Origin of the sequence: Bacillus hominis (assembly GCF_030348325.1) — a bacterium.
GTDB classification, from domain to species: domain Bacteria; phylum Bacillota; class Bacilli; order Bacillales; family Bacillaceae_G; genus Bacillus_A; species Bacillus_A hominis.
In genome coordinates, this window is sequence record NZ_JAUCFS010000005.1 from 3,664,959 (window position 1) to 3,682,138 (window position 17,180).

Sequence of the window (17,180 nt, forward strand, 5' to 3'; positions counted from 1 at the left end):
TAATTATAAACATTTTGCGTCAAATTCCTACTGAATGTCAATAATAGCGTTTTCGCCCTTCTTAACATTTCCATCTTTTTTCAATTCGACTTGTTGCCCTTGTTGTAAATTCGTAAAGACGATTGGTGTAATAATAGATGGTGCATTTTCTTTTACAAATGCAAGATCTACTTTTAATAATGGTTGCCCTTGCTTCACTTTATCACCTTGTGCTACAAGTGCTTCAAAGCCTTCACCATTTAATTTTACGGTATCAATACCGAAGTGGATTAAAATTTCTTTTCCACCTTCAGACTGAATACCAATCGCATGTTTTGTAGGGAATACATTTACAATCTCACCATTAACCGGAGAAACTACTGTTCCTTCTGTTGGCTCAATCGCAAATCCATCTCCCATCATTTTCCCTGAGAATACTTGGTCAGGTACTTCTGTAATCGGTAAGATTTTCCCTTCAATTGGTGAAACGATTGTTTCATTTTCATCAACCTGTTGAGGAGCTTCTTCTACTTTTACAGGCTCTTCTTTTTCAACATGAGGTGTACGACCTGACATAATATCATGAATTTGTGATTTTAATGTGTCAGACTTCGGTCCGAAAATCGCTTGAATGTTATTTCCAACTTCAAGTACACCAGCTGCTCCAAGCTCTTTTAAGCGGTCTTTATTTACATTTTTTTGTTCGTTAACTTGAACGCGTAAACGAGTAATACAAGCATCTAAAGAAGCAATGTTTTCTTTACCACCAAGTGCTACTAATACTTCACGAGGAAGCTCGCCTGCTTCTGTTTTTCCTGCGCCGTCATTAGCATTTGCCACTTCACGACCAGGTGTTTTTAAGTTCCATTTACGGATTGCAAAACGGAATCCGAAGTAGTAAATAACTGCTAGTACAAGACCAACAATAATTACCCACCACCATGCCGTACGGCCTGGTAGTACACCGAATAAGATAAAGTCGATTAAACCACCAGAGAATGTCATACCAATTTTAACACCTAAAATTTGCATTGTCATAAATGATAGACCAGCGAATACAGCGTGAATTCCGAATAATACTGGTGCTACGAATAAGAATGAAAATTCAAGTGGTTCTGTAATACCTGTTAAGAATGATGTTAATGCAGCAGATCCTAAAATACCAGCTGCTAATTTTTTATTTTCCGGACGTGCTTCATGGTACATCGCTAAAGCTGCTGCTGGAAGACCGAACATCATGAACGGATACTTACCTGTTGTAAATGTACCAGCTGTTAATTCTACGCCGTCTTTTAACTGTGCCATAAAGATTTTTTGGTCACCACGGATTAATTCGCCAGCTGCATTTGTATACTGACCGAATTCGAACCAGAACGGTGAATAGAAAATGTGATGTAATCCAAATGGAATTAATGAACGTTCGATTAAACCGAATATAAATGCTGCTAACGTTCTATTTGCATCAATCATTTGATGTGAGAACGTATTTAAGCCACCTTGAATGTATGGCCAAACGAAGCACATGATAATACCTACTACTAAAGAGAATGTTGCAGTTGCGATCGGTACGAAACGCTTACCTGCAAAGAAACCTAAGTATGATGGTAATTCAATGTTGAAGTATTTATTATAGCAATATGCCGCTACTATCCCGACGATAATACCACCAAATACTCCTGTTTGCAGTGTCGGAATTCCTAATACGTTTGCATATGCTGGATCTGAAAATCCAATTTTCACTGGATCTGTTCCAGTGCTTGTTACTTTCACTAACTTATCTACTTCTAAGAACACACTCATCGTCTTGTTCATAATTAAGTAGCCGACGAACGCTGCTAAACCAGCTACTCCATCTCCACCAGCTAAACCGATTGCTACCCCAACTGCGAATAATAGCGCAAGGTTAGCGAAAATAATATCACCCGATTGTTCCATAATTTTTGCAACCATTACGAACCAATCTGCTTTTAAAGCAGGAATAACATTTGTTAGTTGTGGATTTTGAAATGCATTACCAAATCCAAGTAAAATACCTGCTGCCGGTAAAATCGCTACTGGAAGCATAAGCGCTTTTCCGACTTTTTGAAGAACACCAAAGATCTTCTTAAACATGGAAACCCTTCCTCTCTTATCTATATTGATACTTTTCGACAAACGCCAAAAAGGCATGAGGAAAAAAAGATAGAACGATAGCTATACAAAGGGTAGTATGTCCCTTTCTTTAGCTTACATTCCCAGCTTTTCTCCACTCATGCCTGATCGAATCAGTAACACGTGTCAAAAATAGGATTACGTATAAGTTCACTATAATTAAGGCAAACGTTTTCGTTATTTACCTTAATGTGTTTGTCGAATTTTGTATAACTTTGCAATAGTTATTATACATAACTATTGTAAGCGATTCAATCATTTTTTTTAACGTTTTCATTTTAGACAAAAATATATGTCTTTTTACACATTTTCTGCTTTCACTAATCGTTGTAAATGCATCGTTAAATAAATACTCTCCGCTTCATAAACAGGCAGTTGTAATTCGTTCTGCATTACTTTGACTAACTTCCACGCCAAATTGTAACAAACTGGATATTCTAATTTTAATAAATCAGCAAAACTTTGTGCTTCTTCTACTTTTTCTCCTTTTTTCACCCGTTCAATAGCATATTGCAAATGACGAATAAGGCGTAAATAATGAATGCTTTCTTGGTCTAATGTAATTTGTAGGCTTGTCTCAATTAAAGAAACAAGTTGTGCAATAAGACGGGAATTTTGATTAACAGAAGATAAATCAGAGTTTGTAAGCGAGCTGTAAATATGGAGTGCGATAAAGCCAACTTCTCCTTCTGGCAATGTAATTTGCAAACGAGAATTTAAAAGTTGCACAACTCCTTCAGCAATTTCATATTCCTCTGGATATAGCATTTTCGTTTCAACTAAAAAAGGATTATCTATTGTAAGTCCTTGTTTCAGCCTTTTAATTGCAAAAGAAATATGATCTGTTAAAGCGATATGAATATGTTCATTTAATGGAGACTTCGCTTTTTCTTGAATGTATAACATAATATCATTCATCAATTCAATTAGCTTTTCACTCACATGTGGCACTAAAAGTTTGTATTGTTCTCGATCACGTTCATTTTTTAAAACAAACATTTTCTCAATTTGTTCTTGCTCCAACACATCTTCAGCCTTTTTTCCAAATCCAATTCCTTTACCGATCACTACTACTTCCTCGTGTTCAGGATGGCTAGCAATGATGACATTATTATTTAAAACTTTTTTAATTTCCAGATAATTACTCATATAACACCACCCTCGTACTTAAATAGCCTGCTTTTATGTTACAGAACATTCTTCTTTGTCGTCAATGTAAAACATCTACCATTTGATAAAAATTCATTTTTTAGACATGTTTGCATATGATGCGTATAATGTAAGAGCAACTGTACATAGAAAGGAGATAGCAACATGATTAAAATGTTTGTAAGTGATATTGACGGTACAATGATGCAACATGGAGGTCTAATTGATGAGCAAGATATTGTAGCACTTCGCAGTCTTGCTGAGCAAAATGTTATTCTTTGTTTCGCTTCCGGGCGACTTGACAATGAAATCGCAGACTTAATGAAGGCTGTAAATACAAATTTTCATCGCATTAGTGTGAACGGTGTTTTCGTATATACACATGAAAATAAACAACTATTATCTGCAACATTCGATTCCAGTATTCTACCTGATTTGTTAGCAATGACAAATGAAGACCCTTATTTCCGTTATGTAAGTGATGAGCATAATTACTATATTGAAGAAAAGACACCTTTTATTCATGAACTCGAAAAACAAGTAACAATGACTTCTGTTGAAGAACCAAATTTATTAAAGAAAATCGATGATACAATTTTTCCAAATAAAATTTCTATCGGTGGTACAAAGGAAAACTTACAACTCCTTCAAAAAAAGATTGATGAAAAGTTCCATGGAAAAGTTAGTACTTTCATTTCAGCTGAACAATGTTTAGATGTGATGCCACCAAATATTAGTAAAGGTTCTGCTATCTCTATTTTATTACAAGAGTTCCAAATACAACCAGATGAAGTTGCGTGCATAGGGGATTCTTACAATGATATTCCAATGTTTTCTTTAACTCCTCATAGTTTTGCTATGTCTCAAGCTGATGACGCGGTAAAAGAGCACGCTCACTATGTAGTAGATGCTGTCAAAGATGCCGTTAACCAAGTACTTGTTTATAATGAAGAAGCAAATAAAAATACGACTCGATCCTTATAAGGATGAGTCGTATTTTTATTTCTTTACATGTTAAAAACATCAAAGTTCACTGTACTTCACAAGCTGAAATGTATTACTTGTTACGTGCGATGTTCGTAATAAACTTGTAACGATCACCACGATAAATACATTTCACATACTCTAACGGTAACTCACCTTCTGAATATGACCATTGACGCATTACAAGTACAGGCGCCTTTTTAGGAATATGCAGATGTTCAGCTTCATTATCCGTTGCAATTGAAGCTTCAATTGATTGAGTAGCGCGAACAAGCTTAAAGCCCAGTTTTTTCTCTAAATGTTCATATAAAGATTGTTGCAATATTTCTTCGTTAATATCTTTCACAAGAGTTGGCGACAAATATGTCGTCTCAAACGCAATCGGTTCGTCATCAGCTAAGCGAGTACGCCTCACTTCATAAACCGACTCTCCCTCTTGTATTCTCAGCCGGTCTGCTATTTTAGCAGTAGCTGGAACTAGGCGGAAACTTAATAACTGGCTGCTCGGTTTCATACCACGAGAAATCATATCTTCTGTGAATCCCGTCATTCCTTGCAACTTTTGCTCCACTTTCGGAAGTTGGACGAACGTTCCAATCCCACGTTTCCGGTATAAATAACCTTGTTCCACTAAGTTATTAATCGCCTGTCTGATTGTCATACGACTCACTTCGAACTTATCACAAAGTTCATTCTCAGATGGAATTTTATCTCCCGGCTTCCATTCACCTTCCTCAATTAGCTGTTTCACCCACTCTTGAATCTGATAATAGATCGGAAATGGTGAATACTTGTCGATGTTCATCAGCAATCGCCTCACTGCATAAAGATAGAGCTTCTGGATCTGCAATTACGGTTACATTCGGATGACGTTGTAAAACTGTAGCAGGACACGCCTCACTATATTCACCTTGCAATAATTCTTTAATAGCTTCTGCCTTTTTAGATCCCATAGCAACAAGTAGAATTTGTTTCGCTTTCATAATACTTCCAATTCCCATTGTAATCGCATGAGTCGGCACATCTTCTTCATTTTCAAAGAAGCGAAGATTTGCTTGGCGTGTAGATTCTGTTAATTCCACAATGTTAGTTGGAGAATTAAATGGTGTTCCTGGCTCATTAAATCCGATGTGACCGTTTTCACCGATTCCAAGAATCTGTAAGTCAACTGGGTTAGCTACTAGAATGCCTTCATAACGCTTGCACTCTTCCTCTAAATCACTTGCCATCCCGTTTGGTACATAAGTTTGTTTAAATGGAAGATGATCAAACAACTGTTCTTGCATGAAATAGTGATAGCTGTTTTTATCTTCGTGTGGTAAATTTACGTACTCATCTAAGTTTACAGTGGTTGCATGACTTGTATCAAGTTTATTTTTTCGCATTTCTGCATAAATACCTAATGGAGAGCTTCCTGTAGCCATTCCTAATGTTGGATTTTCTTTTGATTTTACAACCTCTTCAATTAACTTATAACCTGCTTCTGCTAATTCTTCTGGAGTTTTTACAACAAGAATATTCATTTAATTACTTCCCTTCCTTCATATGAATTCCTAAACGAACCGTATCATATACATGTAATTCTTCAGTCATAACAACAAAGTCTGCATCTTTACCTACCACTAACGCGCCTTTATTATTTAATCCAAACTCTTCTGCTTGGTTAACTGATGTCATCAACACTGCGTCCTCGATTGAACATCCTGTAAATTCAATTACATTTCGGAAAGCTTGATCCATTTTCAAAATACTACCAGCTAACGTTCCATCTTCTAATCGGGCACTGCCATCCTTTACATGTACTGGCTGTCCGCCAAGCTCATATAATCCTTCTTCAAGACCTTTTGCACGCATTGCATCTGTAATGACACTTACTTTTTTCGGTCCTTTTAATTTATATGCTAATTTCACCATATCAGGGTGAATGTGAATACCATCTGTAATTACTTCAACCATTACATCTGGATTTAATAACACATGACCAACGACTCCTGGTTCACGATGATGTAATCCACGCATTTGATTGTATAAATGTGTTGCATGTGTAATTTTTCTATTTTTCAGTTGTGCATCAATCGCATCTGTATGCCCCATTGTGCCAACAACACCTGTTTCAGCAAGATACTGTTCAAACTCTAACGCACCTTCTTCTTCCGGTGCATATGTTACTAATTTAATTAGATTACCGCTTGCTTCCTGCCATTGTTTAAATTGCTCGATACTCGCAGGAACAATATGTTCAAGTGGCTGTGCACCCGCACGTTTTTTTGAAACATATGGTCCTTCTAAGTGAATATATTCGAAATGTGCTCCTTTATCTTTCGCTTCCTTCGCAGCACTTAGCGCCGCTTCAATCGCTTCTGGAGCTTGTGTCATTGTTGTTGGGAAGTAAGTTGTAACTCCTTCTTTTAACATTTCTTTACCAAGAGTTACTAATCCATCGCTATTTGCATCCATCGCATCAATATCGTATCCACCATGAATATGAACATCAATCATACCTGGAATCACAATCTTTCCTGCCACATCTAACACAGTTTCATTTTCTTGTGATACATATTGAGCCATCAAACCAATTTCTTTAACTGTTTCTGCGTAACGAATAAATCCGTTTTCCACTACTTCTTTACCTGTATAAATTTTGGCATTGATGACAACTTGCGTTTTCATTTTCATCGATCCTTTCCCATGAAATACCTACTTATTATTATTACCTTATTCGCCTAATTCCATCTTAATATACACACAAGTAGTTGTCTATACATTCTAATGAAATTTCCTCTTCGTTCAGCGAAAAAAGGAAATTGATTTCTTTTTCATTATAATATATATTATTCATTTTTTCCAAAATGGAAAATACCCTCTTATATAATTAGTTACTTAAGTAATGGCATAAGACCACTCGTCCCCATAGTAATATGTTCACCATCTGTTTCGATTTCTACAGTACGCTTGTTTGTTCCGTATATCATTATACCACGCTGTTTTAATCGTTTTACTACACTTTGATGAGGATGCCCATACGGATTTCTACTCCCGTACGAAAGAATAGCGAATTGTGGATCTACTTTTTTTAAGAATGTTTCACTCGTTGAAGTATACGAGCCATGATGCCCAACTTTTAATACATCTGCATGTACATCAAATTGCTTTAATATTTCATTTTCCGTCCGTATATCAGCATCACCCATTAATAAAAAGTCCGCTTTACCATATCGAATCTTTAACACAATTGAGGACTCATTATTCTCGTCTTTCGATTTACCATTGTTCAATACTTGTATAGAAACATGTGGATCTAGCGGTATGTATTGTCCTTCCTTCACTGAAATGAAAGGTATGCCCCTTTTTTTAATATTATTCCGATATGTATGATAAGTAAGTGAACTATATGTTTTTCCACTATCTAATACGAGTGAAACCGGCATTTGTTCTACAATTGGAATAAGCCCCCCTATATGGTCCATATCAGGATGAGTACTTACAATCACATCTAAGTGATTAATTCCTTTTTCAATTAATTTTTGAATAATAACCTCTCCTGCTTCATAAGGGCCCCCATCTATTAACATCGTTTGACCATTTGGCAATGTAATAAGTGTCGCATCACCTTGCCCAACTTTTAAAAAACTCACTTTCATTTTACCAAAATGTTGCCGCTGCATATGTATAGAAGACGTAGTATGAATAGACATCATATATCTTTTAGCCGATGCGCTGTTTAACGAAAAACATAATAAAACAGAAACCAACAATAGAATACTCCGTACACCTTTCATAACTCGTCTCCTTTTTTCATTTAGTATGGCACGCTCTGTAATTGATATACAAAAAAAGCTTAGCAAAATGCTAAGCTTTTATTTTGATAATTCCTGTAAAGAACCAAAGAATAAATCTGCTTCATTCATTTGTTCATTTTCTTCTGAAAGAGGTGGTAAATCATCTAATGTTTTCAATCCAAACGTATCTAAAAATTCTTTCGTCGTTCCATATAAAATAGGACGCCCCGGCCCTTCCGCTCTTCCCGTTTCTTTTATAAGTAAGTGTGAAACTAACGTTTGTAATGCTTTGTCTGTTTTCACTCCTCGAATCTCTTCCATTTCTGTCCTTGTAATCGGTTGACGGTACGCAACGATTGCCAATGTTTCAAGAGCTGCTTGAGACAGTGAAGCCGTTGTTGGGGTATTTATTAATTTTTGATAGTATGCAGCATGTTCTTTCTTTGTTGCAAAACGATACACTTTTGCATATTGTACAATTTGCAGACCTCGATTCGATCCTTCACATTCTTTTTGCATTTCCTCTATACTGTTTATTACTTCTTCCACTTCAACTTCCAGAACTTTAGCTATCTGTTCCGGATAAATCCCTTCGTCACCTGCAACAAATAAAAGCCCTTCAATAATCGCTTTTTGTTCTTTTCTATCCATTTTACGAACTCCTTCCTTCTATTTTCCATAAAAATACACATAAAAAAACCGAATCACAGTAAATGCGTTCGGTTCAATATTTCTTCTCTCGTTCCAAACGATACATTAAAACCTAACTTAAGATAAAATGTTTCTATCCCATCTTCACATGCTGGCTCTATACGGATTTATTAGAGCTTAACACGAAAATTTCATCAAAATTCTGTTCTTGTTCAATTATGATTTGTTGATTTTTCATTAGCTCAAGAACCGCTAAAAATGTTACAACCATTATTTCACGTTCTTCATCAGCAAACAAATCATAAAAGCTTTGACGACCGCCTTTTACTTCTAACTGTTGTAGAATATCAGTCATTCGCTGTTCAATTGGTATTTCTTGGCGCGTAATTCGCGTTGTTACGGGGGTCTTTGCTTTTTTACGACGCATTAGCTTTTGAAATGCCGCTAACATATCATATAACGTAACATCAAGAGGTAAGCTTGTCTCCTCTTCTTGTTGAAATGATGTAAAATCAATTGGCGGACGTGTATATAGCTGTGCTCTTTCTTGTTCTCTTTCTTTTAACTCAGTAGCAACTTGCTTATATTTCTTATATTCAATTAACCTCTCCATCAATTCTTGACGAGGGTCATCTATAAAGTCTTCACCGTTATCAGGTACATCTTCTTCTTGTTTCGGTAACAACATTTTACTTTTAATTTGTAATAACGTTGCAGCCATTACTAAATACTCACTGGCAACATCTAATTGTAATTCTTTCATCGTATGGACATAAGATAGATATTGCTCTGTAATTTCCGCTACAGGAATATTATATATATCAATTTCGTAACGATGTATTAAATGTAACAATAGATCTAAAGGCCCTTCAAAAGCCTCTACTTTAAAATTATACTGCACAAAGCATCCCACCACATTTTTTCTATAACAACATAAGTATAGAGCATACTCATGTTCTATCCAACCTTTTTAAGAAATTTAATTAAAAATAGACCTATGCCCATGTCATAATGCCCACGGCTTCATATGATAACAATGTAGTAAGAACAATGTAGGAGGTCAAAAAACTATGGGTCACGTTGATTGCGGTTTTAGCGGTGGGTTCGCATTACTTGTTGTACTGTTCATTTTACTAATCATTGTAGGAGCAGCTTGCTTCTGCTAACATGAAGCAATAAAGCGACTAGGGATATTTCCCTAGTCGCTTATTGTTAATATTTCTATGATACACTGTACATATAACCGTTAGACAGGAGCGAAAAAAATGTATCCTACCGAGTACATACAATTTTTAATTCATTTTCACGGAGACTATGATTATTTTGAATGTCATGAAATATTAGAAGAGTATTGGAAATTAAAACCTAGAGGAGAACGCGACAATTACTTAGTCGGTCTCATTCAAATTGCTGTTTCCTTATACCATCACAGACGATCCAACTGGAATGGTGCAGAGAAGATGATAAAAAGCGCAATAGCACTTTTAGAAAAGAACAGTGCGCCCTTACATCAATTAGGAATAGATCATAAACAACTTATATTCTTATTAAATGAAAGGTTACAATCTATCCACAAAAAGGAAATTTTCGCGCCGTTATTTTTACCCTTACTAGACGCATCGTTAGAAAAACAATGCATACAGTTATGTAAGAAACAAAACCTCTCTTGGAAAGATGTGAACGTCATTCCTGGTGAATACATCATAAATAAGCACACGTTACGTGATCGAACAGAAGTCATTTCTGAACGACACGAACAACTACAAAAAAGAAAGCAGAGATAATAAACTACTTATCCCTGCTTTCATGAATGTATATTTTGTTCAAGCTCTTTACACTTTTTGCAAAAACTTGCTGTTTGCTCATTTCCGCAAATTGTAAACTCAAGAAATTTACTCTTAAGCTCTTGAACCATCTTCGTCCCAATCCCCATATGACGGTGAGACGGATTCACGCTCAAATGCTGAATTTCCAATACCTGATCTTCTTTTTTTATAATCCCCATTATCCCAACAAAATCTTCATTTTGTTTCCACAAATACAATTGCCAATCCTCTTTCGCTTCATACTCTTTCATTGTCAATTGTAATGTTTTTACATCTTTTTCAGTTGGCATAAATGAAAGAAGCCCCATTGCAATTTTTTCATAACTTTTTTTAAAACGAATTAACATAACCCTTATCCCTTCTTACAAAAGTTACAAACTATTTATCCCATCAATCACTCTTTTCATATCACATTCATTCTACAATATTTTTACCAGAGTGAGAAGAGGCTGAAACAACTTGATAATCATACAAAGCGTTAAGAAGAAAGTCAAATATATGTTTCCACGCTATTTCTTTCTATTACACCGCTCAAAAAAGAGACAATACTGTATAGGAACTAAAAGGAGAATCCTTGCTTATCACATTTCATTTATTAACCATTTTTGAACAAAATAGTTCTACCAAAAGCAATATGTTAAGAGAAATCCATTTATTGAAGCATATAATTCGTACTCCATCCTATGTATTTTGTTAAAAGTGTGTTCTCATGAACAATATAATTTAACGTTAGTAGCCGTCCTATTTGTGTCATATACTTTAAAATATATACCAATTCCTGTTTATAGGAAATAAAAAAAGAGAGCAAAATCGCTCTCTTTTTCCCATAACTTATTCTTCCCAAACTTTAACTTCTTTCATTACATCACCTTGACGCATGTTTAATACCGTTTCAATACCGCTTGTTGCTTTACCGAATACAGTATGTACGCCATCTAAATGCGGTTGTGGCTCATGAACAACAAAGAATTGGCTACCACCTGTATTACGACCAGCATGTGCCATAGAAAGTGATCCAACAAGGTGTCTATGAGGATTCCCATCAGTCTCACATGGAATAGAGTAACCTGGGCCACCTGCACCTGTACCTGTTGGGTCTCCACCTTGGCTTACGAAGCCAGGAATAACGCGGTGGAATGTCACGCCATCATAAAATCCTTGCTCTGCTAATTTTTTAAAGTTTTCTACTGTTTTTGGTGCCTCTTCTGGGAAAAATTCTAAATCGATTTTTTCGCCATTTTCCATTAATATGTATCCTAAAGTTTTCATATGTATATGTCTCCTTTCAACTATCTCAGCACTATATTACCATATTCATGACGAGAAACAAAAAGAATCCGACAATCTGCATACTTCTTTTTTGAAATGTGGAAAAAGCTAGGTGACAAATTTTAAAAATATACTATAATAACTGTGTTGCCCGAAAATTTTAGAAAGAGAAAGGGAGCGATTTTTCGTGAAAGCGAAATTACTAGCTCTGCTATTAGCTGTAACGGTATTTATAATGCCAACAGCTTCATTTGCAGACATCATTGAAGGAGAATCAATTGTTACACTAGGAGAAAATTTATCTGAACAACAAAAACAAGATCTGTTAAAAGAAATGAAAGCGCCAAAAGATGCTACAATCATTACTGTGTCTAATGCGGAAGAACATAAATTTCTAGATGGAATTGTTCCAAAAGCACAAATTGGTACGAGAGCAATTTCCTCTTCTATGATTACATACACAAAGCCAGGATCTGGTCTCATTGTACGTTCGAAAAACATTAATTCCATAACAGATGCAATGTACACAAATGCACTTATTACAGCAGGTGTGAAAGATGCAGAAATTCAAATTACTGCGCCATTCAAAGTTTCAGGAACTGCTGCTTTAACAGGTTTAATGAAGGCCTATGAAACAACATCGAACAAAGAAATTCCTGAAGAAGTAAAAAAAGTAGCCAATGAAGAAATGGTGCAAACAGCCCAGCTCGGCGATAAAATTGGTGAAGAAAAAGCAGTTCAACTTGTGGCAAAAATTAAAGAAGAAATTGCAAAAGAACAGCCAAAAACAACAGAAGATTTACGTTCATTAATTCAAAAAATTGCTGATCAACTCGGCATTACATTAACAGATGAACAGCTAGATAACTTAGTAGCGTTATTTGATAAAATGAAAAATCTTAATATCGATTGGGATCAAGTTGGCAGTCAATTAAATAAAGCAAAAGAACACGTTTCTGCCTTTTTAGGATCTGAAGAAGGTCAAGGTTTCTTAGATAAAGTTAAAGATTTCTTCTCTAGTATCATTGATTTTGTTAAATCTTTATTCCAGTAAAAAAGAAGCTCGTCAGTGACGAGCTTCTTTTTATACAAGTAATGGTAATTTCATAACAGCTTCTTCAACCGAACGAACAACATGATTTGCTTTCTCCTTCACATACGGATGAGCATGATGGAGGGTGAAGGAGTGCGGGGTTACTTCAAACATAGAAATATCATTGAAAGAATCTCCAATACATGCAACTTCATTTGCTTCAATTTGTAAATGTTCCATTAATCGCTTCAGAGCGCTTCCTTTACTTACACCTCTTGGCATAATATCAACATAGCGCTTACCCGATATAAAAACTTCCGCTTCGCTATGAAATGTATCTCGCAACTCTTGATCTAATGCTACAATTTTTTCTTCTTCTCCAAAAACAAACAATTTCGCAGGATGTACAGTCTTCCCAAATTCCTCTTCTAGTTCTTCGATTTCAGCAATATGCACTCCCATATACTCTTCAAAAGTATGATGATGTTCATTCTTCCTTTTTGTATATCGCTGCTCATTTGCACAAACAATATCTGCTAGTCCCTTTTTATGTATATATCGATATATTCCCTGGGCAACCCCATCTTCAAAACTCGATTCATGAAATACTTTTCCATCCGGTAGTATCATTGTCGCTCCATTTAAACTAGTTGTGTAATACGGGAACGAAAACCTTTTTACCGCCTCATCAATTCGGTGAGTAAAACGGCCAGAGGCAAAACAAATATTTGTCCCTTTTTCAGCTAGCCAACAAAGCGCTCGTTCATCTTCTTTTTGCATATCATTCACATTGTAAACGAGCGTGTCATCTAAATCACTTACAAATAATTTAATCATGTCCTCTTCCCCTTTCATACACAATATCTACTCTAAGTGTACACAAAAAATGTTTGGTTTTTGTTAAAAAAACAATAAATTTTCAATAAAAAAATAAACGGGAGCATAATCCCGTTTATTTTTGTCTTCTTACATTTTGAGGTCGTACAATACTAGGACGCACTTTTAAACTAGACATAGTTGGACGGAGTAAAATTTTCGTTAACGCGCCCCAATCAAACGGTAAAAATGGCCATAAATACGGTGTTTGTAAACTTTTAATAGAAGCTAAAAATAAAATCAATATCGTCATTCCGATGACAAATCCCATCTCATGAAATATACCCGTCAAAATAATAACAAATAATTTTCCAATCTTATTCCCAAGCCCTAACTCATAACTTGGCGTAGCATATGCTCCAATCATAGAAACTGCTACGTACAAAATAACTTCTGGTACAAACAAACCTACATCAATTGCAATTTGACCAATTAATATAGCTGAAATTAATCCTGCTGCCGACGACAATGATGTCGGTGTATGAATGGCAGCCATCCTTAAAAATTCGAGTCCGATTTCCGCCATCAAAATTTGTAATAAAATCGGTAAATGCGTCATTTTATTCGGTCCAATGAAAGCTAGACTTTCCGGTAAAAGAGTTGGATCAAAAACAAAAACTAACCAAAATGGCAGTAAAAACAGCGAAAATATAACACCTAAAAAACGTACCCAACGTAAAAATGTACCTACAGCTGGATTTTGTCTAAACTCTTCTGCATGCTGTAAATGGTGAAAATATGTTGTTGGAGTGATCATAGCACTTGGCGATGTATCAACGAGTACTAACACATGTCCTTCTAACAGATGATTTGCTGCTACATCTGGTCTTTCTGTGTATCGGATAAGCGGGAATGGATTATAACCTTGTTTGACTACAAATTCTTCTACCGTTTTATCCGCCATCGTAATCCCATCTACTTCAATGTTATTTAATTCTTGTTTTATAATCTTCACTAAATCCGGATTTGCAACATCTTGTACATATGTAATACAAATATCCGTTTGCGATCTATCCCCTACTCGAATCATTTCATTTCGCAGACGTGGGTCGCGTATCCTTCTACGAATTAACGCTGTATTTACAACGATATTTTCAACAAAGCCATCCCTTGCACCACGCACTACCTTTTCTGTATCTGGTTCTGTCGGTGTCCGGCCCGGATAACTACGAACATCTATTGCGAACGCTTCTGTTTCACCTTCCACAAATATAACAATGAGTCCTGATAATACTTGGAGCATTACATCATCCATCGTTTTTACTTTACTTACTTGTTGATGAATTAGACGATTCTCTAAAAGCTTTACTGTATCTTCTTCTACATCCCTTATTTCATTTGTATCCACCGCTTCTTCTAAAATAGGGATAATATAATTCGTATCACAAAGTCCATTTACAAATAACACACCAATTTCTTTATTTAAAATTTGAAATTTACGAATACCAACATCGTATGTAACACCTAATCCAACCGTCTGCTTTAAATAATTTTCATTATCGCTTATGAAAGTTGAGATAGGTATATTCACTTTTTTAGGCTTCGTCATAAAACCCACTCCTTTCCAAAATTAATTGAATTGCTTTTTTAGTAATAGGTGATCCTCTCTCCCATTCATCATTTCCGCACATCTTGCCAATATCACCGACTCCCACAATGACAGGAACATTCAGATCATCTAAACAATAAATCGTATCCCCACTAATCCTGCCAATTTCACCATCTGGGAGTCCAAATTTATCAACGCCGTATTCTGTCAAATTCCCATTCCGATCTACACTTACATCTACACGCGCCCATTCCCAATGATGTGTATTAGATGCTACTGCTAAAATACCCAGTACATCAACTTGTTTATGTGTTGCGACATACTTTAACGCCTTTTCACCAGATCCTTCTCCTATAAATCCGCTGTCATCAAACATGACAAATACAGGGTCATATGGCGTTTGCATAATAAGCTCAACAACTTTCTTCCCTGTCAATTTGGTCGGATTACTTTGCGATGTTGAAATACACCTTCCCCCAAATTCCTTTGTTAACAGCTCAATTGTCCGCTTTGCATATTCATCTCCATCTGTGACTAAAACAACCCTTCGTCTCATTTGATTTATCCTTTCGGTTTACATATAAGTGCAACAAAAAATGAAAATAATATCGCTGCGGAAATCCCCGCAGACGTTAAACTAAACATGCCAATGCCAATTCCTATATATCCATGTTTTTCTGCCGCATGCATTGCTCCGTGCAATAGTGAATGTCCAAAACTTGTAATAGGGACTGTTGCCCCAGCACCTGCAAACTTTATAAGCTTATCGTACAATCCGAATCCATCTAAAATTGCTCCGATAACTACAAAAGTTGCCATTAAATGAGCTGGTGTTAACTTTGCGAAATCTAACAAGATTTGTCCAATTACACAAATAGCTCCGCCTACAAGAAATGCATATATAAAATCCACAATTCACTCTCCTTTAGCTCTCTCAAATACGACACCATGCGCAATCGTCGGAATCGTTTCTTTCTGTTGCATCATCATCGGGCTTAATAATGCACCAGTAGCAACGACAAAAATTCGTTGTAAATTCCCTTTTTGCATCTCGCGTAATAAATGACCATATGTGACAACAGCTGAACAAGCACAGCCACTACCACCTGCAAACACTTCTTCTTGACCGGAATCGTAAATCATTAATCCACAATCATTATATATATGCCCAAGATCGTAACCTTCCTCAAGTAAAAGTTGTTTCGCGATTGGTGTCCCAACAGCTGATAAATCACCAGTAACAATAAGATCATAATCAGCTGCACTTCTTCTCAAATCTTCAAAATGCTGTTGAATTGTATGAGCAGCAGCTGGTGCCATCGCTGATCCCATATCTAAAGGATTAGCAATTCCTAAATCCTGTACTTTGCCGATTGTTGCTGCTGTTATTTTAATTGCACTCTCCTCATTGCTAATCAATATTGACCCTGCTCCAGTAACAGTTGAGTTTGCTGTCCCTGGCTTTTGACCTCCATATTCTGTTGGGTAACGAAATTGTCTTTCAGCCGTCGCATTATGACTACTTACTGTAGCTAAAATACGATTTGCAAATCCCCCATCTATAAAAGCTGATCCAATCGCCAAAGTTTCCATTGACGTCGCACAAGCGCTGAACATCCCTAAAAAAGGAATACCATACTCACGCGCAACGTAATTTGCTGTCACTGTTTGGTTTAATAAATCTCCCGCTAAAAAGAAATCAATTTGTGATTTTTTTATATTCCCTTTTTGCATCGCTTGTTGAATCGAGTCTGACATTAACCTTCGTTCAGCAAGTTCCCAGTTTTCCTCTCCGCAATGTAAGTCAGAATATGAAATATCAAAATCCTTTCCAAGAGGGCCTTCAGCTTCTTTCGGACCGACAGCAGTACCAGTTGCATTCACGAAGATATCATTTTGAAATACCCACGTTTGTTTTCCTGTCAATCTCATAC

At 36.1% G+C, this 17,180-nt stretch carries 19 protein-coding genes; 4 read left to right on the forward strand and 15 right to left on the reverse strand.

Annotated elements, in window-relative coordinates:
- Positions 1–27 precede the first annotated feature (27 nt).
- Both ptsG and glcT read right to left on the reverse strand, forming a co-directional pair.
- Complete coding sequence (gene ptsG / locus QUF93_RS21440; protein WP_289360124.1) at positions 28–2,091, reverse strand: PTS glucose transporter subunit IIABC; 2,064 nt, start codon at positions 2,089–2,091, stop codon at positions 28–30.
- Between the two features lie 339 nt (positions 2,092–2,430).
- Positions 2,431–3,279: a glucose PTS transporter transcription antiterminator GlcT gene (gene glcT / locus QUF93_RS21445; protein ID WP_289360125.1), complete on the reverse strand. Its 849-nt coding sequence runs from the start codon at positions 3,277–3,279 to the stop codon at positions 2,431–2,433.
- Between the two features lie 165 nt (positions 3,280–3,444).
- Between glcT and QUF93_RS21450 the strand changes: the two genes are divergently transcribed.
- Positions 3,445–4,263 carry a Cof-type HAD-IIB family hydrolase gene (locus tag QUF93_RS21450; RefSeq protein ID WP_002122177.1) on the forward strand — a complete coding sequence of 273 codons (819 nt, stop codon included), beginning with the start codon at positions 3,445–3,447 and terminating at the stop codon, positions 4,261–4,263.
- A gap of 73 nt (positions 4,264–4,336) precedes the next feature.
- On the opposite strand, the gene phnF is transcribed toward QUF93_RS21450, so the two are convergent.
- The 6 genes from phnF to QUF93_RS21480 all read right to left on the reverse strand — a co-directional run bounded on the left by phnF (position 4,337) and on the right by QUF93_RS21480 (position 9,594).
- Positions 4,337–5,068, reverse strand: coding sequence for a phosphonate metabolism transcriptional regulator PhnF (phnF, locus tag QUF93_RS21455; RefSeq protein ID WP_078172874.1), 732 nt, complete (start codon positions 5,066–5,068; stop codon positions 4,337–4,339).
- Positions 4,998–5,786, reverse strand: coding sequence for a glucosamine-6-phosphate deaminase (nagB, locus tag QUF93_RS21460; protein ID WP_289360126.1), 789 nt, complete (start codon positions 5,784–5,786; stop codon positions 4,998–5,000). Before nagB ends, phnF begins: the two co-directional genes overlap by 71 nt.
- Positions 5,787–5,790: 4 nt before the next feature.
- The gene (gene nagA / locus QUF93_RS21465; RefSeq protein WP_289375983.1) at positions 5,791–6,933 is read right to left on the reverse strand and encodes an N-acetylglucosamine-6-phosphate deacetylase; all 1,143 of its coding nucleotides are present in this window, start codon (positions 6,931–6,933) and stop codon (positions 5,791–5,793) included.
- 206 nt (positions 6,934–7,139) lie between these two features.
- A complete protein-coding gene (locus QUF93_RS21470; RefSeq protein ID WP_002122184.1) occupies positions 7,140–8,042 on the reverse strand; it encodes a ComEC/Rec2 family competence protein in 903 nt (300 codons plus the stop codon).
- A 78-nt stretch (positions 8,043–8,120) separates the two neighbouring features.
- Positions 8,121–8,693, reverse strand: a complete 573-nt coding sequence (gene scpB / locus QUF93_RS21475; protein ID WP_002088435.1) for an SMC-Scp complex subunit ScpB — start codon at positions 8,691–8,693, stop codon at positions 8,121–8,123.
- Between the two features lie 157 nt (positions 8,694–8,850).
- Complete coding sequence (locus QUF93_RS21480) at positions 8,851–9,594, reverse strand: segregation/condensation protein A (protein WP_289360128.1); 744 nt, start codon at positions 9,592–9,594, stop codon at positions 8,851–8,853.
- A 169-nt stretch (positions 9,595–9,763) separates the two neighbouring features.
- On the opposite strand from QUF93_RS21480, the gene QUF93_RS21485 reads away from it, so the two are divergent.
- Both QUF93_RS21485 and QUF93_RS21490 read left to right on the forward strand, forming a co-directional pair.
- On the forward strand, positions 9,764–9,859 hold the full coding sequence (locus QUF93_RS21485) for a YjcZ family sporulation protein (RefSeq protein ID WP_000510194.1): 96 nt from the start codon (positions 9,764–9,766) through the stop codon (positions 9,857–9,859).
- Between the two features lie 99 nt (positions 9,860–9,958).
- Complete coding sequence (locus tag QUF93_RS21490; protein WP_289360129.1) at positions 9,959–10,477, forward strand: DUF309 domain-containing protein; 519 nt, start codon at positions 9,959–9,961, stop codon at positions 10,475–10,477.
- 20 nt (positions 10,478–10,497) lie between these two features.
- Here the strand turns inward: QUF93_RS21490 and ribT are convergent, their stop codons facing one another.
- Together ribT and QUF93_RS21500 are read right to left on the reverse strand one after the other, a co-directional pair.
- Positions 10,498–10,866 (reverse strand): GNAT family N-acetyltransferase RibT, encoded by a 369-nt coding sequence (gene ribT, locus QUF93_RS21495; RefSeq protein WP_000908403.1) that lies wholly within the window; start codon positions 10,864–10,866, stop codon positions 10,498–10,500.
- Positions 10,867–11,350: 484 nt separating this feature from the next.
- Positions 11,351–11,788, reverse strand: a complete 438-nt coding sequence (locus tag QUF93_RS21500; RefSeq protein ID WP_000853785.1) for a peptidylprolyl isomerase — start codon at positions 11,786–11,788, stop codon at positions 11,351–11,353.
- Between the two features lie 187 nt (positions 11,789–11,975).
- On the opposite strand from QUF93_RS21500, the gene QUF93_RS21505 reads away from it, so the two are divergent.
- A complete protein-coding gene (locus tag QUF93_RS21505) occupies positions 11,976–12,842 on the forward strand; it encodes a DUF1002 domain-containing protein (protein ID WP_289360130.1) in 867 nt (288 codons plus the stop codon).
- 30 nt (positions 12,843–12,872) lie between these two features.
- Here QUF93_RS21505 and QUF93_RS21510 read toward each other — a convergent pair whose 3' ends face one another.
- The 5 genes from QUF93_RS21510 to spoVAD form a co-directional block, all read right to left on the reverse strand.
- On the reverse strand, positions 12,873–13,676 hold the full coding sequence (locus tag QUF93_RS21510) for a Cof-type HAD-IIB family hydrolase (RefSeq protein ID WP_289360131.1): 804 nt from the start codon (positions 13,674–13,676) through the stop codon (positions 12,873–12,875).
- A 97-nt stretch (positions 13,677–13,773) separates the two neighbouring features.
- The gene (gene spoVAF / locus QUF93_RS21515; RefSeq protein WP_289360132.1) at positions 13,774–15,246 is read right to left on the reverse strand and encodes a spore germination protein SpoVAF; all 1,473 of its coding nucleotides are present in this window, start codon (positions 15,244–15,246) and stop codon (positions 13,774–13,776) included.
- Positions 15,233–15,802 (reverse strand): stage V sporulation protein SpoVABEA, encoded by a 570-nt coding sequence (gene spoVAEA / locus QUF93_RS21520; RefSeq protein ID WP_128281060.1) that lies wholly within the window; start codon positions 15,800–15,802, stop codon positions 15,233–15,235. The genes spoVAF and spoVAEA overlap by 14 nt, the downstream gene beginning before the upstream one ends.
- Positions 15,803–15,807: 5 nt before the next feature.
- The gene (gene spoVAE / locus QUF93_RS21525) at positions 15,808–16,158 is read right to left on the reverse strand and encodes a stage V sporulation protein AE (protein WP_002122198.1); all 351 of its coding nucleotides are present in this window, start codon (positions 16,156–16,158) and stop codon (positions 15,808–15,810) included.
- Between the two features lie 3 nt (positions 16,159–16,161).
- On the reverse strand, positions 16,162–17,178 hold the full coding sequence (spoVAD, locus tag QUF93_RS21530) for a stage V sporulation protein AD (protein WP_289360133.1): 1,017 nt from the start codon (positions 17,176–17,178) through the stop codon (positions 16,162–16,164).
- Between the last annotated feature and the right edge of the window lie 2 nt (positions 17,179–17,180).